This is a genomic window from Nocardia sp. NPDC005366, from assembly GCF_040606855.1.
In the GTDB taxonomy this organism is placed as follows: Bacteria; Actinomycetota; Actinomycetes; order Mycobacteriales; family Mycobacteriaceae; genus Nocardia.
This window is the reverse complement of the sequence record NZ_JBEXFQ010000006.1, coordinates 84725-105432: the sequence shown is the minus strand read 5'-3', so window position 1 is coordinate 105432 and position 20708 is coordinate 84725. Positions and strand designations below refer to the sequence as shown.

Below are 20708 nucleotides of genomic sequence, written 5' to 3'. Positions count from 1 at the left end.
GCCGATGTCCCCGCACGCACCGCCCTCGTTCCGAGCGGGTGAGCTGACCGATCCTCGGCTCACCGCCGCGCTGAAAACGCTGGAGCTGACCGTGCGCCGCCGCCTCGACGGCGTCCTGCACGGCGACCACCTCGGCCTGATTCCCGGACCCGGCTCGGAGCCGGGGGAGGCGCGCGCCTATCAGCCGGGTGACGATGTGCGGCAGATGGATTGGTCGGTCACCGCGCGTACCACCCACCCGCACGTGCGGCAGATGATCGCCGACCGTGAGCTGGAGACCTGGATGGTCGTCGACCTGTCGGCCAGCCTCGATTTCGGTACCGCCGCCTGTCAGAAACGTGATCTCGCGATCGCCGCCGCGGCGGCCATCACCCATCTGACAAGCGGCGGCGGTAACAGGATCGGCGCCGTTGTCGCCACGGGCGAGCAGTTGGTCCGCATTCCCGCCCGCAGCGGCCGGGTGCACGCGCAATCGCTGCTGCGCGGTATCGCCACCACCCCGCACGCCCGCGACGGCGTGCGCGGCGATCTGCGCGGCGGGATCGAATCGCTGCGCCGACCGCAGCGTAAACGTGGTCTCGCGGTGATCATCAGCGATTTCCTCGGCGACATCGACTGGCAGCGGTCACTGCGCGCGATTTCGGCGCGCCACGATCTGCTCGCCGTCGAGGTGCTCGACCCGCGTGATCTGGAACTGCCGGATATGGGTGATGTGGTGCTGCACGATCCGGAGACCGGACGCACCCGCGAATTCAGCGTGACGCCGACACTGCGCGCGGATTTCGCCGCCGCCGCGCAACGGCATCGGCAACAGGTCGAGCAGGCGCTGCGCAGCTGTGGTGCGCCGGTGCTGACATTGCGGACCGATCGGGACTGGATCACCGATGTGGTCCGGTTCGTCTCCACCCGGCGTCACAGCTTCGGCGCCCCGAGCGGACAGGCCCCGCGCCAGTGAGTATTTCGCATTTCACCGCGCTGATCTGGCTTGCCTTCCTCATCGTGGTCGGCCTCATCGCGCTCGGCTACGTGCTGGTGCAGCGCAGCAGGCACAAGCACATGCTGCGGTTCAGCAATATGGAACTGCTGGAGAAGGTCGCCCCGTCGCGGCCGAGTCTGGTGCGGCACGTGCCGGTCACGCTGATGCTGGTGGGCCTGGTGTTCCTCACCATCGCGGCGGCTGGCCCGACGGCGGTGCAGAAGGTGCCGCGAAATCGCGCGACAGTCGTTCTCGTGATGGACGTCTCGCTGTCCATGGAGGCGACCGACGTGCCGCCGAGCCGGCTGAAGGTAGCCCAGAAAGCCGGTAAGGAATTCGTCGACGGATTGACCCCGGGTATCAACCTCGGATTCGTCACCTTCGCGGGCACCGCGTCGGTGATGGTGTCGCCGACGACGAACCGCGAGGCGGTCAAGGCCGCGATCGACAACATCAAACTCGCCGAACGCACCGCGACCGGCGAAGGCATTCTCACCGCGCTGAACGCCATCGACACCCTGGCCAGCGTGCTCGGCGGTGCGGAGACCCCGCCCCCGGCTCGCGTCGTGCTGATGTCGGACGGTAAACAGACCGTGCCCGACGACAAGGACACCGAGAATCCGAGACACGGGTTCACGGCGGCGCGCTTGGCCAAGCAGAAGAACATCCCGGTCTCCACGATCTCCTTCGGCACCGAATGGGGGTCGGTCGAGATTCCCGACCAAGACGGTCAGGGCGCCCAGCGGGTCAAGGTGCCCGTCGACAACGATTCGCTGCGCGAGATCGCGAAACTGTCCGGTGGCGAGTTCTACACCGCGTCCAGTCTCGAGGAACTCACCGCGGTCTACGACACCCTGGAAGAGCAGATCGGCTACGAGACGACCAGGGGCGACGCGAGCAGACCGTGGCTGCTGCTCGGCATGCTGCTCGTCGCCGCCGGAGTCGTCACCGGTTTGCTTTATCGTCAACGCCTGCCGTAGACCGGTGCGTTCGTGGCATCACACAAGGTGTGGTGCCCGCGCGTCGTCATGCGAACCCGAACAGATAGGTTGTGCTTATGTCCAACATCACATCCCGGTCGGTCCTGGTTACCGGCGGTAATCGCGGTATCGGACTCGCGGTCGCCGAGCGCCTGCTGGCCGATGGTCACAAGGTGGCCGTCACGCATCGCGGGTCAGGAGCGCCCGCGGGCATGCTCGGCGTGAAATGCGATGTGACCGACAACGAATCGGTCGACCAGGCATTCACCGAGATCGAGCAGAAGCAGGGCCCGGTCGAGGTACTGGTCGCGAACGCTGGCATCACCGACAACACCCTGCTCATGCGGATGAGCGAGGAGCAGTTCACCCGCGTCATCGACGCCAACCTGACCGGCGCGTTCCGGTGCGCCAAGCGCGCCAACCGGGCGATGCTGCGCGCGAAATTCGGCCGCATCATCTTCCTCGGCTCGGTGGTGGGACTCAAGGGCGGACCCGGGCAGGTCAACTACGCGGCCTCCAAGGCGGGACTGGTCGGCATGGCGCGTGCGATCACCATGGAGATCGGCTCACGCAACATCACCGCCAACGTCGTCGCGCCCGGATTCATCGATACCGACATGACGCGCAGCGACGTCACCGAGGAAATGCGGGATCTGGTCCTGAAGTACGGTATTCCGGCCCAGCGCATGGGCCAGCCCGAAGAGGTCGCCGCGGCGATCAGCTTCCTGGCCTCCGACGACGCCGGATACATCAGTGGCGCGGTCATCCCGGTCGACGGCGGCATGGGCATGGGCCACTGAGGCTTCATGCCTTTCCCGACCCGACACACCTGACACAGGAGAACCACACACTCATGGGCGGACTGCTCGAGGGCAAGACCATCCTGATCACCGGCATCATCACCGATGCCTCGATCGCGTTCCACGCCGCGGCGGTGGCGCAGGAACAGGGCGCGCGCGTCATCATCACCGGTTTCGACCGGCTCCGGTTGATCGACCGGATCGCGCAACGGCTGCCGAAGGAGGTACCGCCTGCCATCGAACTCGACGCCACCAACGAGGAGCACCTGAGCACCCTCGCCGAGCGTGTGCGCGCCGTCGCGCCCGAGGGGATCGACGGCGTGCTGCACTCCATCGCGTTCGCTCCGCGCACCCTGATGGGCCCCGACGCGAAGCCGTTCCTCGAGGGCCCCGGCCCCGACGCGGCGAAGGCGTTCGAGATCTCGGCGTGGAGCTACGCCTCGCTGGCCCGCGCCGTGCTGCCCGTGATGAACGAGGGCGGTTCCATCGTCGGCATGGATTTCGATCCGCGCACCTCGATGCCGTACTACAACTGGATGGGCGTGGCCAAGGCCGCGCTGGAGTCGGTCAACCGTTACGTCGCCCGCGAGGTCGGCGCGGCGAAGCGGATTCGTTCCAACCTGATCGCGGCGGGCCCGATCAAGACGCTGGCCGCCAAGGCCATCGCCGGCACCGCTACCGATGACGCGGCCAAGATGAACCAGCTCAACACCTACTGGGACGGCGCGTCGCCGATCGGCTGGGATGTCGACGACCCGACCGTCGTCGCCAAATCCATCTGCGCGCTCCTCTCGGACTGGCTGCCAGGCACCACCGGTTCGATCATCTACGTCGACGGCGGAGCCAGCCACAACACGTGGCTGCCGGAGGATATGTCGACGGCCCGATGACCTGCTGATGACCTATCAGGCCCTGCTTGTCCTGTCCTTCGGCGGCCCGGAACGCCCCGAGGACGTGATGCCGTTCCTGGAGAACGTCACTCGGGGGCGGGGTGTGCCGCGCGAACGGCTGGACGAAGTCGCGCAGCACTACCTGCATTTCGGCGGGGTGTCGCCGATCAACGGGCTCAACCGCGACATCATCGCCGCGGTCGAGGGTGAACTGGCCGGGACCGGCCTGCGATTGCCGGTGTACTTCGGCAATCGGAATTGGCACCCCATGGTGGAGGACACCGTCGCGCGGATGGCCGCCGACGGTGTCGGGTCCGCGCTGGTCTTCCCGACTTCCGCGTGGGGCGGTTACTCCGGCTGCCTGCAGTATCACGAGGATATCGCCAGGGCGCGTGCGGCTTTCGGCGCCGGTGCACCGGAATTGGTGAAGCTGCGCCAATATTTCGACCACCCGCTGTTGATCGACGCCTTCGCCGACGCGATCCGTGCCGCCTTACGGGAGATTCCCGCCGAACAGCGCGACCGCGCGCGACTGGTCTTCACGGCGCATTCGATTCCGGTGTCGGCGGATATCGCGGCGGGCCCGCCCGCCGACGGCGGCAGGCTCTACAGTCGCCAGGTGGCCGAGGCCGCCCGATTATGTGCGGCGGCAACCGGATTCGGCGAATACGATCTGGTGTGGCAGTCGCGTTCCGGCCCGCCGCAGGTGCCGTGGCTCGATCCCGACATCGTCGACCACGTGGAGACTCTGTCCGCCAAGGGCGTCGACGCCGTCGTCGTGTGCCCCGTCGGTTTCGTCTCCGACCACCTCGAGGTGATCTGGGATCTGGACAACGAGGCGAAGGGGCGCGCCGCCGAACTGGGCATGGCCTTCGCCCGAGCGGCGACGCCCGGTACCGATCCACGTTTCGCCCGCCTCGTGGTCGAGCTGATTCGCGAGCATCTGGACGGCGGGCAGGCGCGCCGAATCGGAACGGTACCCGGCTACGGCTGTACCGCGGACGGGATACCGTGCGCGGTCGGCTGCTGCGCGGTGCGCAGGCCGACACGGTAGTCCGCATCGCTCGCGGGGTGGCGCCGCGAGCGCGCGAACAGGAGGATGAACAGATGGCTGTCGACCCCCGAGGCGAGGATCTGAGCCGATTCCTTTCCGAGGCTCCCGGCGGTCCGGTCGTCATGGTCAATCTGCTGCGTTTCGCGCCGGACGGTGAGGCCGCCTATCACGAGTACTCTCGCCGGGCGGCGACGTTCCTGCGGCAGTACGGGGGACGGGTCCTCTACGCGGGCCAAGGATCCACCGCGCTGGTCGCGGAGGCCGGTCAGGACTGGGACGCCGTTCTCATCGTGTGGTACCCGAGCCGGGACGCGTTCTCGCGCATGGTCGCCGATCCCGGCTATCTGGAGATCACGCCGTTGCGGACGCGGGCCCTCAGTGCGGCGGTATTGCAGGCTACGGTTCCCTGGCCGGGATTCGCCGACAGCTGATACAGGAGCGGGCCGCGGGATAGCGTGCGCGGTTTGGTACCCTCCGGCGCAGTCCTGTTGGCGAGGGGGAGTGCATGCGTGCAAGACATCGTGGGCTGTTGGCGGTGTCCCTGGCGTTGACGACCCTGCTGGGCTGCTCGGCGGAACAGGACATGTCCGAGCCTGCCGCGCCGTCGGCCGCGGTGGCGACGTTCGGGGTTCGGGTTCCCGCCGTCGACCTGCACAAATTGCAGGTCGCCGATCAGGTGCGGCAGATCGATCCGTGCGGCTTCTTCGACAGCGACGAGTTCGCGGCATACGGCGAGGTCACTTCCTCGGGACCGGATCGGGGGCTCGACGACTGCACGGTCGGGTTGACGCCGAAAGGGCGAACCCGTTCGGCGGGCCGGGCCACGATCGCGCTGACCGCTGACCAACCCGGACCGGACGAAACCGAAACCAGGCAGGTCGCGGGCGAAACGGTGGTGGTCGACCGAGCCGGCACCGGCGACGCCGGTTGCGCGTTCAAGGTCCCGCTGCGGTTGCCCGGATCGGTGGCCGCCGCGACGAGCCGACACGATGGCGAGGTCGGCACGGTGCAGTGGGCGCGCGTGGAGGGCACCGGGTTCGACACCTCGGCACTCGACTGCCAGGCCGCCACCGAGGCCGCCGCGGCAATGGTCTCGGCGCTGCGAGACAACCGGATCCCCCGTCGCGACGAATCCGCCGTCGAGATGACTCTGGCCGACCGCAGCCCGTGCGAGCTGATGTCCGGAGTTCCCGCCGGGTACACGATTTCCCGCTTCGATGCCCAAACCCGGCCCTACACCTGTAGCTTCCGGGTGGACGGCTCCTCGGCGGGTCGCTACGGCTCCACGGTGACCGTCGACTTCCTGCTGCAGGCGGCGGACGGTGTGCTCGATCCGGGGGAGGGCAGGCAGGCGGTGGCTGTCGCCGGGCGATCGGCGCTGCGCGAGGAATCCCCGCAAACAGGTTCCTGTTTCATCAGCATGACCGCGGGCCCGGTCATCAAATCCGTTGCCTCCAGCGCACAGTCCGGGACCGGGACCGCGCGCAGCCAGGTGGTCGTGCGCGTGTTCGCCGGTTCCTGCGCGGTCGCCGATCAGTTCGCGGCGATCGCCGCCGAGATGTTCGGGGCCAACCGATGATTCGGGGTGATCGCTGTTCTCGTGATCGCGGTTCTCGTCACCGCGGTCCTCGCCTGCCGCCGGTGCGTGACCGAGGGCCGCGGCGAGTGCCTCCGATAGCGTCGACCTGCCGGTACTAGAAGGCCGCGCAGGGCAGTCGGGAGTAGACGCCGGGGAAACCCGGCCGTGCGACACCGTTACCCCACGAGGTGATCCCGGCCAGGTATCCGCCGATGAGAAGTGGTCCACCGCTGTCGAATTCGCCGGTATCCGCCGAGGCCGAGCCCGCGCACAACATGTCGCGTGCGTCGAACGCGGAACCGTATGCCGCCGCGCACTCGCTGTCGGCGACGATCGGGACGGTCGCGGACAGCAGCCGGATATTCGATGAATCGCCTTCCGAGGTTGCGCCCCAGCCGAGAATCGTTCCCGTCGACGCGCCGCCCGCGCCGACCCGCGCGAAGGGCTCCGGCCGTGGCGTCGCCAGCGTCAGTAGCGCGAGATCGTCGTGGTAGACGGTGGTGCCGCCGAACGAGGTCTCGTGGAATCCGGGATGGACGCGAATATCGGTGACGCCCACCGTGACACCGTCGGCAGCGTGCAGATCGGAGCGGCCGAACGTCACCGACAGCGCCCGCGGTACGAGTCGTGCGATATCCACGCAGTGCGCGGCGGTGAGCACCTGATCGGCTGCGATCAGCGCACCGCCGCAGAACTGTCCGGACGGACGCGTGAGGAACAGCGGGCTGCCGACCGCGGCCAGCCACGGATAGCTCGCCACCTCGACCTCACCGCCGCCGACGATCGCCCCGGCCGGACCCGGTAGTGCGGAGAGCCCAGCGACAGCGGCGAGCACAGCGGCGGCGGCGAGCACGGCGGCACGGCGAACGCGTGTCATGTCCCGTCTCCTGGTAACCGGCGCGGACTACTGGCGGTAGGTCTCCGGCGGTTGCCACGGCCGACCGTAGGGGTCGTCGGGACGCTGCTGCGGCGGGTCGGCGGGGTCGTGCGGTTCCTGGGTATGTTGTGGTTGCTGCGGCTGCTGGAATTGCTGCGGCTGCTGTGGTTCCTGCGGCTGCTGCTTCTGGAGTTGTTGTGGCTGCTGGGATTGCCCCTGCGGCGGGATCACCTGCTGGTGTGGCGAGGGTACGAGATTGTGTCCCGGCGTGACGCCGAGTCCCTCGACCGAGGTGCGGGCCGTCGCTTCGGCGGCGCGCACCGCGCGTTCGATGGTCGGATCGGGCGCGGTGTCGAACCAGTCGGCGACATCGGAATCGTCCTCGACCTTGGCCTCGGCAGGCTCATCCGTCGGCGGTTCGTACCGGAATACTCCGTCCTCGCCCTGCGTCGCGAAACTCTTGGCGAAACCTTCCAGCGCCTTACCGAAATCGCTTGGCACCAGCCACACTTTGTTCGCGTCGCCGCGGGCGACCATCGGCAGCGTCTGCATGTATTGATAGGCCAGCAGTTCCGGGGTCGGCTTACCGGATTTGATCGCGGCGAACACCTTTTCGATGGCCTTGGCCTGGCCCTGGGCCTGCAGGTACGAGGCGGCGCGTTCGCCCTGGGCGCGCAGGATGCGGCTCTGTCGTTCACCTTCCGCGGCCAGAATCGATGACTGTTTCCCGCCTTCGGCGGACAGGATCTGCGCCTGTTTGGCGCCCTCGGCGGTTTTGATCTGCGATTCGCGCTGACCTTCGGCGGTGAGGATCATGGCGCGCTTCTCGCGGTCGGCCTTCATCTGCTTCTCCATCGATTCCTGGATCGACGGCGGCGGATCGATGGCTTTGAGCTCCACCCTGGCCACCCGAAGGCCCCAGCGGCCGGTCGCCTCGTCGAGGACGCCGCGCAGTTGGCTGTTGATCTGATCGCGGGAGGTCAGCGTCTCTTCCAGGGTCATACCGCCGACGACGTTGCGCAATGTCGTCACGGTGAGCTGTTCGACACCGGCGATATAGTTGCTGATCTCGTAGACCGCCGACTGCGGACTGGTGACCTGGAAGTACACCACCGAGTCGATCTGCAATGTCAGGTTGTCCTGAGTGATCACCGGCTGCGGGGGAAAGGAGACCACCCGCTCACGCAGGTCCACCTTGGCGCGGATGCGGTCGGCGAAGGGCACCAGGAAAGTCAGCTGCCCGGACACGGTGCGCGAATACCTCCCCAGCCGTTCGATCACCGCCGCCTCCGCCTGCGGCACCAGTGCGATCGACTTGAAGACCACCACCACGACCAAGAGGACGAGGACGGCGGCCACGATCAGTACTGCCATTAGGGTCCTTTCCAGACGACGGCGGTCGCGCCGTCGATTCTCATGACATACACGGTCGTACCCGGCTCGTAGACCTCGTCCGAGGTCATCGGCCGGGCGGTCCACTCCTCGCCGCCCAGCTTGATCCGGCCCGAATGGGCGGCGACCTCCTGGAGCACCAGCGCCGACTTACCGGGCAGCGCATCGACATTCGTCGGAATCGGCGGCGGGGTCCCGAAACGCCTGCGCAGCATCGGACGCACCCCGAGGAACAGGACCGCGGAGATCACCCCGAAGATCACCGCGTCGGCGACCAGTGACGTATCGGCGGCGGCGCTGACACCGGCCGTGCCGAGTGCCGCGGCGCCCAACATCAACAATGTGAGGTCCCCGGTGAGCATCTCCGCCGCCGCGAGTAGGACTCCCGCGACCAGCCAAATGATTGCGGCCACGAATTTCACTCTAGTGCGCCCGCCGTGATCGTGGGCGTAACAGCGGTAACCGCTGATCTCGCCGGGATCACGAATTCCCCCGGCGATCCGCGAAACACGACGGCTCGGTTGCGCCCGCGTCGCGGACCGCGATGACGGAGTAGGGAGGCGAGCCGTATCGCCCCCGCTTCCGACACACACGAGGAATGGCCGAGATGGTTCGACGATCACGCATCACGCTGCTCGCCGCCGGGGTGGCGCTGGCGAGCCTGCTGACCGCCTGCGGTGTCAACGGCACGCCCGTCGCGGGCGAGCCCGATGTCCGCACACTCGAGGTCGGTCCCTATCCGGTCGATCGCCACCGGTACGACCAGGATTCGCACGGTAAAGGCGCACTGCTGGAAGGTATTCGGATGGCCGACGCGGTCGCTCCCGCGGTCAGCGTCGATCCGTCGCTGACCGCGGGCGTCCACGCGGACGTGGTGTCCGACAGCGACAGCGCGGTCTACGGATTCCTCGCGGATGTGGCGAAACCGGTGCTCGAGCGTCACCAGATGGTCGTCGCCTACCGCACGATCGGCGCGGATCGGCCGTTCCAGCCGTTCGCGGAGCAGCAGACCGGGCCGACGCCGGACACCATCGTGTTGCAGATGCTCATGCGTTTCCGCAGCACCGGGGTCGCCCAGCAGGCCGCCCGTGATCTCGAGGAGACCGATTTCCAGGTCGCGCCCGACCAGGACCGGCGCGTGCGCCATCCCGATTATCCCGACGCGCTGATCCATTGGCGTCCCGGCGTGCCCAATATGGGGACGTTCGTCGCCGTGGGCGAATACGTGCTCTTCGTCTTCGTCCAGCGCCAGAACGCCGACGAGAAGGATCTGCTGAACTGGACAGGCGCCACCTTGCGGGCCGAAATCCCGGCGGTGAAGGCCTTCTCGCCCACGCCGATCGACAAATTAGACACCCTGCGGGTCGATCCGGACGATCTGCTCGCCCGGGTCGTCGTCCAGGACCGCGATCGGCAACTCGATCCGGATACGTTCAGCGTGCATCCGCCGACCGCGATCGTGCATACGGCGTCCAATCAGGCGGCGGCCAAGCGCATGCTCGAGACCGACGGGATCGAGGCACTGGCGGGAATAGACAACAGCGTCGTCTACCGGGTGCGCGACGCCGCCAAGGCGCCCGCGCTCATCTCCGATCTCAGTGCCGGGGCAGGCGACGCGTTCGACCCGGTCGACGCACCGCATGACGTACCCGGCTCGACCTGCCAGCACCTGAATCATCGCGGCGACAGCGAAACGTTCTACCGGTATCTGTGCTACGTCTCCTACAAGCGGTATGTCGCCGTCGTCGCGGGGGACAGCGAACCCGATGTGCGCCAGCGGGTGGCCGCGCAATACGCGTTGCTCGCCAACAGCCTGTGACCGGCACGCCCGCGCCGATTACGCGGCGATCGCAAGCAGCGGTGTTAGTTTCGGGCGGTGAGCGGGCGCGATGAATACAGCGACATCTTCTCGGGGCATTCCCGGGCCAAGCGGCGTGCGGTGCCGACGGTCACCGCGGAGCGGGATCTGGTGGTGGAGGACGCCGCGAGCGGATTCTGCGGCGCCGTAGTCGGTTTCGACCGCAGCTACGACGGGGAGTTCGTGAAGTTGGAGGACGCGCGAGGCGCGGTGCGGTTGTTCGCGCTGCGCGAGGCGGCCTTCCTGATCGACGGCAGTCCGGTCACGCTGGTGCGTCCGGCCGCGGCGGCTCCGAAACAGCCGGTCAGATCCGCCTCCGGTTCGACCCGGGTGGCGGGGTTGCGCGCTCGTGTCGCCAGGACCAGCCGGATCTGGGTGGAAGGTGTGCACGACGCGGCTCTGGTCGAGCGGGTGTGGGGACACGACCTGCGGGTGGAGGGCGTGGTGGTCGAACATCTGGAGGGACTGGACAATCTGGCGCGGCGTCTCACCGAATTCGGTCCCGGACCTGGCTGCCGGGTCGGGGTGCTGGTCGACCATCTGGTCACCGGATCCAAGGAAACCCAGCTGACCACGGGACTCGGCCCGCACGTACTGGTGACCGGGCATCCGTTCATCGATATCTGGCAGGCCGTTCGCCCCTCGGCCGTCGGCATCGAGGAATGGCCGCGGATACCGCGCGACGAGGATTGGAAGACCGGCATCTGCCGACGACTCGGGTGGGGCACCCCGCAGCAGGGGTGGCGGCGGGTCTACGACGCGGTCGAGAGCTTCCGCGACCTCGAAGCGCCGCTCATCGGTGCGGTGGAACGGCTGATCGACTTCGTCACCGAACCCGATCAGCCGGCAGGGTAACCGGGCGCCGCGGTCGTCCAGAGGACTGGATTTCGCGACACCGACACCAGCCGTTCCGATCGATGCGCAGCTCACCGGGGTTGTGCCACAGCCACCCGCCGTCGCCGCGCACATATTATGCTCGATGATTATGTGCTCCCCTAGTGCCACGCTGACGGTGTGGGCCGGCTCCTGGCTGGCCGGGAACAGCGCGCCCGACGACGTGCTGGAAGCCCTGCACCAGTGGGCGCCCACGCACACCATCGCCGCGGGTGATCCGGCCACCGGCGGACGATCCGACCTGCCCTGGTCCTCGCGCGGAAATCTCGCCGGCAGCGGAATTATGGCGCTGCTCAAGGTCGTTCGGGAGACGATGGCGCAGCCGAGCGCGCAGTTGCGGCTGGTGCTTCCCGTGCCGGGTGACGTGCGGGGGTTACCCGTCGGCACCGTCTTCGCCGCCGACGCGGTGGAGGCCGAGGAAGGTCTGCTGATCGGTGTTCCCGGACAGGACGGCACCGGCCTGATCCCGCTGTGGGCCGACGAGGGCACGTTGCAGTGGACGATCTACAGCACGCCGATACCGCCGGAGCCGGGGCCGGATATGGGCCTCGGCGAGGCCGAGTACACGATGCGGGAGGCGGTCCGCGATGCCGCCGACGCGCTGATGCGGTTGCACACCACCGCCGTCGGCGTCGTGGACTCCGATCCACGCGAACTGATCGAGGCCGAATTGGCCGACTATTCGCGTCACGACTATCCGGAATCGATTCCGTTGCGCGCCAGGCGCATCCTCGACACCGCCGATCATGTCGCGGCGATTCTCACGGTGGCGCAGCGGGAACCGGCGTCCTCGCCCACCTCGGCCAGCGCCATCGGTGCGCAGGAGACCCTGCTGCGTCCCCTGTGGGACGCGATCAGGGCGGCCCGGCTGGTGGCCGTGCACGCGGCGGCCCGCGGCAGTCGGTAGTTCCGCCGTCTCGGCGCGCGGGGGCAAGCCATCGGAATTCGGGGCAGACCGGTCGCGGGTGATCCGCTACCGAGGTTCGCCGTCGGCGGGGATAATCGAAACCGGCCGTAAGGGAACGACATCGGGGGCGTATGGGGACGCGCAGGTCGGTGCTGCAGGCGGGAGCGCTGCTGCCGTTGATGACCGCGTGCGCGCCGGACCTGCTCGGCGATCCGGATGTCGTGCGGATCGGGGTGTCGTGGAGCGGAACCGAATTGGCGGCGTTTCGCGCCGTGCTCGACGGACTCGCGGGGGTGAGTCGGGTCGAGGTGGTGCCGCTCGGCGACGATATCGGCACCGCGTTCACGGCGTCCGGTCGCGCCGCACCGGATCTGGTCATGCTGCCGCAGGCGGGGCAGGTGCGCGGGCTGGCCGCCGCCGGCGAACTCACCCCGCTCGACAAGAAGACGCCACTGTGGGCGGAACCGGGCGCGCCCTCGTCGGCGAGCGGCGAGTCGCCGCTGTATCTGCCGTACTGGCGGCAGTTGCTCTTCCACGACGGCACACCGTATGGGATCCCGTTCAAGGCCTCCGCCAAATCGCTGGTGTGGTTCGACAGGGAATCGGTCGACCAGTACAGGCTCGGTGATCCGTCGAACTGGACCGTCGAGGACTGGATCGACAAAGCGGAAGTGCTGGCGCGTACACCGATTCGTCTGCTCGCGCTCGCCGCCGCCGACGGCTGGGTGCTGACCGACCTCTTCGAGAACATGCTGCTCGCCGAATCACCGCGCGACTACGGCGAGTTGGCCGCGGCGGCCTCCGATCGCGACCGCCGCTGGGACCGCGCCGCGGTGCGGGCCGCGCTCGGACGCCTCGGCGCGCTGTGGGGTGGTCGTTCGGCGCTGCCCGGTGGCCTCGGCCGGGCGCTGACCAGGCAGTTCCCCGATGCCGTGAGGGAAGTGTTCGATCGAAGGACCGCGGTCATGGTCGTGATGCCGGATTTCGCCGAACCAGTGGTGCGGCGATGCCTGCGTCACACCGGGCGTTCCCGCGATGTGGTCGGCGCGACGTGGTTTCCCTCGATTCGCCGTCATTCGCCGAAACCGCGCATCGTCGGCGGCGATGTCGTCGTCCTGACCCGCCAGGCCGGACCGGCCGCCGTCGGCGTGGTGGAAGCGCTGGCGGCCCCGCAGGCGCCCGGCCCGTGGATCAGGGAAGGCGGCTTCCTCTCGCCGAATCTGCGTACCTCGAACGAACACCGGGAAAGTTTCCTGCCCGCCGGGATCGACCTGTCGCACTGCGCCTTCGATCTGTCCGATCGGATCAGTCGGGTCGGCGGACGGGACGGGCTGTGGCGGGTGCTGACCGATTTCCTCATCGAGGTCGGTGACGGAGACGGCGGGGTACAGCCCGCGATCGACCGGGCGGTACTGGCGCTGAACGATTTCGGGCGGACCTCGCGGTGAGCACGACACCGGATTTCGAGATCAATGGTCTGCGCGTCGAACTCGCGACGAGGCCGATGCGCGGGGCACCGGTGCCGGGTGGACATCCACGCAGGTGGGTGAGTTGGACCTGGTTGATCCCGGCCGTGGCGCTGGCGGCATTGTTGCTGGTTCCTTCGGCGATCACGGTGGTGCAGTCGGTGCGAACCCAGCCCGAGGTGCCGCTGTGGTGTGCGGTGGGGGCGGCGGCGTTCGTCTCGCTGGTCTCGGTGACACGTCGCCGGGGAATGGCGACGCGAGCGGATGCGCTCGCCACCATCGCGCTCGGTGTGCTGACCGCGGTGGCGCTGCTGCTGCTCGCCGACGCGCTCACACCGGCGGGGGCGCGCGCCTACGCCTACACGTTGGGCATGGTGGTGCTCGCCGTCCTGCTGCTGGCCGTGGCGCTGTGGATCGCGTGGATCACGCGCGACAGGTGGTGGCTGTGGTTACCGCTGATCGCCCCGTGCGCGGTCGCGGCATTGGTCTCGGGCGTCGCGTTCCGCCTGATGTTCCAGCGTCTGGCCGACTGGCTGGAATCCGGGGAGGTGTCCGCGCACCGGTACCTGTTCTTCGCCCTGCCTTTCGTCGCCTTCGTGTGGACCTGGTTCGGCTTCGCCGCCGCCTTGCTGCGCGACGGAATCCGCGCCGTGGAAGCCGATCCGGTGCGCGCCGGATATCTGCGCCGAGCGCGGGGCGTGACGTGGCTGCGGCGCCTGCTCGAGCAGTTGCGGCCGGTGATCCTGGTGGTCGGACTGGTGGTCGGCGTCGCGGCGGCGCGGGTTTTCGACGTGATCCTGATCGGCGTGCCCTGGACGTTGCAGGACAGGGCGGCGAGCGCCACCGTCCACTGGTGGCTGCTGGCGAGCGATCACGACGCCGCCTCGAACGAAGCCGCGGTCTACGCGCTGCCGTTGGCGGCTCTTGTCGGTGTGGTGGCGTGGTGGTTGCAGACCGATGTCAGCAAACACCGCACCGCGCCGTCGAGCGACGGTTTCTCCTCGCCGAGACAGATCCGTCGACGCCCCGGATTTCTGGGCTGCTGCGGCGGGCTGCTGGTCTTCGCGGTCTTCTGGGCGCCGATCGTGACGCTCGTCGTCGCCGCGGTCTACGGCCCGTACGGATTCCAGCTCGACGCGATCAAGTCACTGGTCAGCGACCAGGTGCTCGGTCAGGCGATGCTCACCACCGCGTGGGTGGCGGCGCTGGCCACACTGCTGGTGGTGACGGCCGCCGTCCCGGTGGCGCACCGGTTGGCGGCGGTCGCGTCGGACGGATGGTTCGCGCGTATCGCGGTGGTATTCCTGGTCGTGCTCGCGGTTCTGCCGGTGCAGAGCTATCTCGGTCCGCTCGACGCCGTCATCGATGACTGGGGGCTGTCCGGTACCCGAGTCCCGCTCATTCTGGTGCACGCCGCCGCGGGTCTGCCGATCGCGATACTGATTCTGCGCGCGGCACTGCTCGCGCCGCCGGGCAGCGCGGCGGCGGACGCGTTACACGGGTTGGCGAGTCACAGCACCACCGCGCGTCGGGTGCTCGACACCGCGTGGCCCGCGCTCGGCGCGGTCGCGGTACTGGAATTGATCCAGGTGTGGAACGACTTCTGCGTCGGACTCATGATCAGCGGCGCCGGCGGCAGTCCATGGTCGCTGCTGCTGTGGGGCGAGGCGCGGCAATTCGAGGAGAACGCGGCGCGGCTGGCGGCGGGTTCGCTGGTTTCGGCGGTCGGGCCGGTGCTGCTGATGATGATCACCTGGCGTCGCTGGCTGGTGCCAGGACTCACCGGAGGGGTGCTGCGATGAACGCGCGACCCGAGTCCGGCCTCGGCTTCGCGCGCGGCACCGGCCCGCCCAGATCCTCACTGTGGCGCGGCATCCTCGGCGCGGCCCCGGTGGTGTCCTCGGCCGTGGTCCTGGAGTTGGGCCGTGATCTCGTCGTCGGCTCCTTCGGCGATACCGAAGTGGTCAAAGCGCTCGCGGCGGCACTGAGATCCCTCGCCGTACTTGTCGTGCTCGGCGGGATCCTGTTCGCCGCGATCCGGTGGTCCGCCAGGAGACGCGAAAGCACCCGCACGGCAGCCGAACTCGATGTGCTCGCGGGTCTGGACGAGCCGGGAACTACCGTGGCAGGCCTCCCCGCGCCGGTCCCCGCACCGACCCCGACCGAGGAACCCGGACTCGTCAGCCCGGAGGCGGCCGTGCTGCGCGAGCTGCCCGTGCGCGACTACCGCAGCGCCGCGTTGCTCGCGGTGCTGGCCGCGATCGTCGCGGCACCCGCTCGGCTGCCGCAATCGGGGACCCCGCCGCGATTCGACAGTGCCAACGACCTACTCGCGCATCTGTTGACCCGGGGAATTCTGATCGATATCGATCCGCATCGGTATTGCGTGGCGAAGAAACCGACGACGCCGCCCCTCGCCGAGGTGGTCGCCGGACCCGCATGGCCCGCCGCGGTGTGGACCTTGCTGCACCATTACGCCGACCGCGCCGGTGCCTGGGCCGCGGCGACCGAATCCGTCCGGCACGCCGAGGCGGCCGATCGGTGGTTCACGATGAGCGCGCCGATACTTCACCAACTCGTGATGGATTGTTCGGCAACGGAATACGCCCAAAATTTGCCCGAGTCGGCGCTCCCGGAACTGGTGGGCATCATCGACGCGCTCGAGGTCTGGTACACCCGCACCGGTACGGCCGACGCGGTCGGATTCCGCGCGCTGTGCGCGGCCGCGGCCGATATGCCGAGGATGAGTAATCTCGCGATGCACCACGACCTGCTCGAAGTGCGCGCGGGACGCCGGACGCGCGCGCCGCACGGGTATCGGCCGATGCGGTGGGCCACCGGGGTCGCCGTGCGGTGGGAACACGACGTCGCGTTGCGGGCGCTCGCCGAACCGTCGCCGGATCTGGCCGCCGTCGCCGACCGGCTGGAGCGAGCCTGGTGGTTGCTGCCGCGCGCCGATGTGGGCGCGGAGGTGTGCGCGCTGATCAATCTGGCGGTGGTCGGCCTGCGGCGCGGCCGACTGGAGGCCGCGCAGGATCGGCTCGACCTGGTGTTCGCCCACACCGCGGACGGTCGCGAACTGGGCGGCCGGTGCCACGCGCACGAGATCATGGGCGTTGTGTGCTGGGCGCGCGGGGAACCGTTTCGCGCACTGCGCAGTTGGCAGACGGCGCTGACCGGCTACCGGTCACTGGCCGACCGCCGGGGCACGGGGCGCTGCCTGCGCCATCTGGGTTCGGCGCTCGTCGTCGCGCCCGAACACGGTGCCATCGTCTTGGGCGCGGATCCGCCGCCGGATCGCGGGCAGGTATTGCTCCAGGCCAGTGGATGGCTGGCCGCGGCGGACCGGTGGAATCCGGTGGATCCGGCGAGTGCGCTGGCCGCAGAGGACTATCGGGGCAGGGTCAGCGCCGAGTTGGCGCCCACCGCGCCGTTGACCTCGGTCGAACGCTGGCCCCTCGCGGTCGCCGATCCCGACCTGGAGACGTAGTCCCACCCGACCGATCCCGTCGCCGACGTGGTGTACGCCGCTTTCCCCGTGCGCCGATTGACGTGGGCGCGCGGCGGTTTCTAATGTTGCACTGCACGTTTCGTGCGCGATCACCACAATCGAAGCCGGTGAGCGGTATCCGTGCCGTCCGGTCTTCCCACGGCGCGAGCCGGTGCCATCGAATGCCGGTCCCGCGCCATCACCAACGACGATCCGAGTCTGGAGTTCAGCCATGGCAGAACTGTGCACGCGCCCGGCCCGATACCGCGGCGGTCGATAGCGGTGGGAACCTCCACCGCCACCCTGGCCGCCGAACGCTTCGATACCGAAGTGCTCGGTAGACATTGGATACCGCTGTCGATGACCGATTCCGACACCGCCGCGGTACTGCGTGAACGGCTCGGGGTCGACTTCTCGGCCGCCGGGGAACGCGATCGGGAGACAGACGATTTCCTGTACCTGCCGGTGGTGGTGAACTACCGGCGCGGTGACGGAGCCCTCGCGCGCGAGACGATCGTGTTCGCGTTGAACGAGGACTTCCTGGTCACCTGGCAGCCAGCGGAACCGTTCGCGCCCTTCGACGCGGCGATCGCGAAGTTGGGCCGTGACCCGCTGCTGACCGGGTCGTCGCACGGTGTGATGTACGCGCTGCTGTGGGCGCTGAACGACAGTTCGCGCCGAATTCTCAGTTCCGTGGACGATACGCTGACGGGCGTGCGCCGCGATCTCGCCACCGCGACCTCCACGGCGCTGCGCAGCGCTCTGACCAGTATGGATGATGCCGAGGAGATCGTCGGTCCGGTCCGGGAAACACAACGGTACCTGGCAGGCGCCGCCCGCCAGCTGCGCGCCGGTATCGCCGGTCGAAGGGAACTCGACACCCGCGCGGCCGCACTGGTCGCCGATGTGGACAGCGTGGAGAAGTACGCCGCCGCCGAATACGACACCCTGCGCTATCTCCAGCATTCGGTGCGATCGCGACTCGATATCGAACGCAACCGGATCATCGAGATTCTCACGCTCATCGCGGCCGTCTGTCTGCCGCCGACCCTGATTTCCACGTTCGCGAACGTCATCGGCATGCCGGAATGGGAATTCGGGTTCCTCGCCACGACCTTCGTGACCGTCGCGGCGGCGGTGATCCCCTTCGTCTACGTCGTCCGCAAGGGCCTGCAACGCTGAGATCGGTATTCCTCGACGTGCTGAACGGTGCGCCACAGCTCCGATGACGGACCGCGGCGGCATTCGTTCACGGCGATGTCGCGCCGAATTCATCTGTGCCTCTGGCGAACCCGGTGCGAGGGTGCGCGACGGGGCGCATGCTGAGAGAGGTTTGCTGTTTTGGGTGGGCAGGATGGTGGTCGACGTGGACGATGCCGCGATGGATGCTTATTCGCGGACGGTGATCGCGGTCGCGGCAGCGGTGACTGCCCACGTCGCCAGTATCCGCACCCGCCACGGCGGCGGTTCGGCCGTGGTTTTCACCGATGACGGCGACCTGCTCACCAACGCGCGCGTGGTGGGTTCGGCCGATGGCGGCGATATCGTCTTCGCCGACGGTGTGGAATCGCGATTCGACGTCGTCGGCGTCGATCCGCTCTCGGACCTGGCGGTGCTGCGCGCCAGGGGCGGCGCGCCCGGCGCGGTGGCGCTCGGCGATGCCGACACCCTCGTCGTCGGACAGTTGGTCGTCGCGGTGGGGAGCCCGCTGGGGTTGGCGGGCTCGGTCACCGCGGGAGTGGTCGGGGCCCTCGGGCGCGCGGTTCCGGTCGCCTCCCGTCGCGCCGGGCGGGTGATCGAGGATGTGATCCATACCGACGCGGCGCTGAATCCGGGTAATTCCGGTGGCGCGCTCGCGGATTCGAGCGGGCGGGTCGTCGGCGTCAATACCGCTGTCGCGGGGATCGGCATCGGCCTCGCCATTCCGATCAACAGCACCACCCGTCGCATCATCGATACCCTCCACACCGAGGGCCGGATTCGTCGCGCGTACCTCGGTGTCGTCGGGTCGCCCGCACCGCTGCCGAGCGATATCGCCGCGCGCACAGGGCAATCCGCGGGCGTACGCGTCGTCGAGGTCGTGCGCGGCGGCCCGGCCGACGAGGCCGGGCTGCGGCGCGGGGATCTGGTACTCAGCATCGCCCGCACGGAAGTACATGACGCACAGGGGATTCAGCGTCAACTCTTCGCCGAGGCCATCGGCCGCTCGACGCCGGTGACCGTCGTGCGTCATGGCGCGACGCTCGATGTCGTCGCGGTGCCCGTCGAACTCGGCACGGATTGAGTCGCGAGTTTGCCGAAGGGTGGTCGACCTGGAGGGGTGTGCTTTCGGAGTCGTCCCGGTGGGCAGCGATGAATTCCGGCCGCCACCGGCGTCTGACTGTATGAGGCCACGCCGGTCTCATGGCATCCGGGAGGTCGACACATGGACCAGGAATCGTCGGCGCAGCGGCGGCTCGCGCACCATCCGACGGTCAGGCGAATGGCCGAACGGCCGAGAGAACGTCCCGATCCGGTACTGACGGCGTCGCGGCTGCGGGAACTCTGTCTCGACGCGGGTGCGGACGACGTGGGTTTCGTCCCGATCGACGATCCGCGCGTCGCCGAGGAACAGGAGCACGCGCGCTCGATTCTGCCCTCGGCCCGCACCTTCATTTCCTTCTGTGTGCGGATGAACCGCGACAACCTCCGCAGTCCGCGGCGCAGCCTCGCCAATACCGAGTTCAATCACGCCGACGACGAGACCAACGAGGTGTCGCGTCGGATCACCAGGGCATTGCAGGACGCGGGTCACCGCGCGGTGTATCCCGCGCCGGGATATCCGATGGAGGTGGACAGATTTCCCGGTCGCATCTGGGTGATCGCGCACAAAGTGGTCGCCGAGGCCGCCGGACTGGGCGTGATGGGCATTCACCGCAATGTGATCCACCCGAAATTCGGCAATTTCATCCTGCTCGGCACGGTCGTCACCGACGCCGTAGTGGACGAGCCGAGCGCGCCACTGGATTTCAATCCCTGCCTGGAATGCAAACTGTGCGTCTCGGCGTGCCCGGTCGGCGCGATCACCCAGGACGCCGGCTTCGATTTCCAGGCCTGCTACACCCACAACTATCGCGAATTCATGGGCGGATTCACCGATTGGGCCGAAACCATCGCCGACAGCGACAGCCGCGCGGACTATCGCGAACGCGTCAGTACCGGTGAATCGTTCTCGATGTGGCAGAGCCTGTCGTTCAAACCCAACTACAAGGCCGGCTACTGCATGGCGGTATGTCCGGCGGGGGAGGACGTGATCGGCGCGTATCTCGACGATCGGAAATCCCACCTGGACGAGGTCGTGCGTCCGTTGCAGAACACCGAGGAGCCGGTCTACGTGCTGCCAGGGTCGGCCGCCGAGGAACATGTCACCCGCCGGTTCCCGCACAAGACACCGAAGCCGGTGGCAAACGGGTTCCCCGACGAGGTCAACGCGCTGCTCGACCAGATCGGTCCGCGTCCGCGTCCGCGCGCGACACCGGACTGAAGTCGTCGGCGATTCGGCAGTC

The 20708-nt window shown here is 68.3% G+C and carries 19 protein-coding genes; 16 read left to right on the top strand and 3 right to left on the bottom strand.

The window, feature by feature from the left end; genetic code table 11:
- The first annotated feature begins 4 nt into the window (after nucleotides 1-4).
- The 7 genes from ABZS43_RS09255 to ABZS43_RS09225 all read left to right on the top strand — a co-directional run bounded on the left by ABZS43_RS09255 (nucleotide 5) and on the right by ABZS43_RS09225 (nucleotide 6279).
- Nucleotides 5-955: a DUF58 domain-containing protein gene (locus tag ABZS43_RS09255; protein WP_355035505.1), complete on the top strand. Its 951-nt coding sequence runs from the start codon at nucleotides 5-7 to the stop codon at nucleotides 953-955.
- Nucleotides 952-1956 carry a VWA domain-containing protein gene (locus ABZS43_RS09250; RefSeq protein WP_355035330.1) on the top strand — a complete coding sequence of 335 codons (1005 nt, stop codon included), beginning with the start codon at nucleotides 952-954 and terminating at the stop codon, nucleotides 1954-1956. The genes ABZS43_RS09255 and ABZS43_RS09250 overlap by 4 nt, the downstream gene beginning before the upstream one ends.
- A gap of 77 nt (nucleotides 1957-2033) precedes the next feature.
- Nucleotides 2034-2756 carry a 3-oxoacyl-ACP reductase FabG1 gene (gene fabG1 / locus ABZS43_RS09245; RefSeq protein WP_355035329.1) on the top strand — a complete coding sequence of 241 codons (723 nt, stop codon included), beginning with the start codon at nucleotides 2034-2036 and terminating at the stop codon, nucleotides 2754-2756.
- A 53-nt stretch (nucleotides 2757-2809) separates the two neighbouring features.
- Nucleotides 2810-3646 carry an NADH-dependent enoyl-ACP reductase InhA gene (inhA, locus tag ABZS43_RS09240; protein ID WP_355035328.1) on the top strand — a complete coding sequence of 279 codons (837 nt, stop codon included), beginning with the start codon at nucleotides 2810-2812 and terminating at the stop codon, nucleotides 3644-3646.
- A 7-nt stretch (nucleotides 3647-3653) separates the two neighbouring features.
- Nucleotides 3654-4700 (top strand): ferrochelatase, encoded by a 1047-nt coding sequence (locus ABZS43_RS09235; protein WP_355035327.1) that lies wholly within the window; start codon nucleotides 3654-3656, stop codon nucleotides 4698-4700.
- Nucleotides 4701-4753: 53 nt separating this feature from the next.
- Nucleotides 4754-5131: a DUF1330 domain-containing protein gene (locus tag ABZS43_RS09230; RefSeq protein WP_355035326.1), complete on the top strand. Its 378-nt coding sequence runs from the start codon at nucleotides 4754-4756 to the stop codon at nucleotides 5129-5131.
- A 74-nt stretch (nucleotides 5132-5205) separates the two neighbouring features.
- Nucleotides 5206-6279, top strand: coding sequence for a hypothetical protein (locus ABZS43_RS09225; RefSeq protein WP_355035325.1), 1074 nt, complete (start codon nucleotides 5206-5208; stop codon nucleotides 6277-6279).
- A 115-nt stretch (nucleotides 6280-6394) separates the two neighbouring features.
- On the opposite strand, the gene ABZS43_RS09220 is transcribed toward ABZS43_RS09225, so the two are convergent.
- From ABZS43_RS09220 to ABZS43_RS09210, 3 genes are read right to left on the bottom strand one after another with little or no spacing between them, the layout of a single operon-like run.
- On the bottom strand, nucleotides 6395-7156 hold the full coding sequence (locus tag ABZS43_RS09220; protein WP_355035324.1) for a serine protease: 762 nt from the start codon (nucleotides 7154-7156) through the stop codon (nucleotides 6395-6397).
- Between the two features lie 27 nt (nucleotides 7157-7183).
- Nucleotides 7184-8530 carry an SPFH domain-containing protein gene (locus ABZS43_RS09215; RefSeq protein ID WP_355035323.1) on the bottom strand — a complete coding sequence of 449 codons (1347 nt, stop codon included), beginning with the start codon at nucleotides 8528-8530 and terminating at the stop codon, nucleotides 7184-7186.
- Nucleotides 8530-8961, bottom strand: coding sequence for an NfeD family protein (locus ABZS43_RS09210; protein WP_355035322.1), 432 nt, complete (start codon nucleotides 8959-8961; stop codon nucleotides 8530-8532). Before ABZS43_RS09210 ends, ABZS43_RS09215 begins: the two co-directional genes overlap by 1 nt.
- A 194-nt stretch (nucleotides 8962-9155) precedes the next feature.
- On the opposite strand from ABZS43_RS09210, the gene ABZS43_RS09205 reads away from it, so the two are divergent.
- The 9 genes from ABZS43_RS09205 to ABZS43_RS09165 all read left to right on the top strand — a co-directional run bounded on the left by ABZS43_RS09205 (nucleotide 9156) and on the right by ABZS43_RS09165 (nucleotide 20686).
- Nucleotides 9156-10367: a hypothetical protein gene (locus ABZS43_RS09205; RefSeq protein ID WP_355035321.1), complete on the top strand. Its 1212-nt coding sequence runs from the start codon at nucleotides 9156-9158 to the stop codon at nucleotides 10365-10367.
- A 57-nt stretch (nucleotides 10368-10424) separates the two neighbouring features.
- A complete protein-coding gene (locus ABZS43_RS09200; protein WP_355035320.1) occupies nucleotides 10425-11261 on the top strand; it encodes a DUF3097 domain-containing protein in 837 nt (278 codons plus the stop codon).
- Between the two features lie 130 nt (nucleotides 11262-11391).
- A complete protein-coding gene (locus tag ABZS43_RS09195; RefSeq protein WP_355035319.1) occupies nucleotides 11392-12207 on the top strand; it encodes a hypothetical protein in 816 nt (271 codons plus the stop codon).
- Nucleotides 12208-12356: 149 nt separating this feature from the next.
- The gene (locus ABZS43_RS09190; protein WP_355035318.1) at nucleotides 12357-13655 is read left to right on the top strand and encodes an extracellular solute-binding protein; all 1299 of its coding nucleotides are present in this window, start codon (nucleotides 12357-12359) and stop codon (nucleotides 13653-13655) included.
- Nucleotides 13652-15475, top strand: coding sequence for a hypothetical protein (locus tag ABZS43_RS09185; RefSeq protein WP_355035317.1), 1824 nt, complete (start codon nucleotides 13652-13654; stop codon nucleotides 15473-15475). Before ABZS43_RS09190 ends, ABZS43_RS09185 begins: the two co-directional genes overlap by 4 nt.
- A complete protein-coding gene (locus tag ABZS43_RS09180) occupies nucleotides 15472-17163 on the top strand; it encodes a hypothetical protein (RefSeq protein WP_355035316.1) in 1692 nt (563 codons plus the stop codon). The genes ABZS43_RS09185 and ABZS43_RS09180 overlap by 4 nt, the downstream gene beginning before the upstream one ends.
- Before the next feature lie 282 nt (nucleotides 17164-17445).
- Nucleotides 17446-18345: a CorA family divalent cation transporter gene (locus ABZS43_RS09175; RefSeq protein WP_355035315.1), complete on the top strand. Its 900-nt coding sequence runs from the start codon at nucleotides 17446-17448 to the stop codon at nucleotides 18343-18345.
- A gap of 199 nt (nucleotides 18346-18544) precedes the next feature.
- Nucleotides 18545-19447, top strand: a complete 903-nt coding sequence (locus tag ABZS43_RS09170) for a trypsin-like peptidase domain-containing protein (protein ID WP_355035314.1) — start codon at nucleotides 18545-18547, stop codon at nucleotides 19445-19447.
- A gap of 141 nt (nucleotides 19448-19588) precedes the next feature.
- The gene (locus ABZS43_RS09165; protein WP_355035313.1) at nucleotides 19589-20686 is read left to right on the top strand and encodes a 4Fe-4S binding protein; all 1098 of its coding nucleotides are present in this window, start codon (nucleotides 19589-19591) and stop codon (nucleotides 20684-20686) included.
- The last annotated feature ends 22 nt before the right edge of the window (nucleotides 20687-20708 follow it).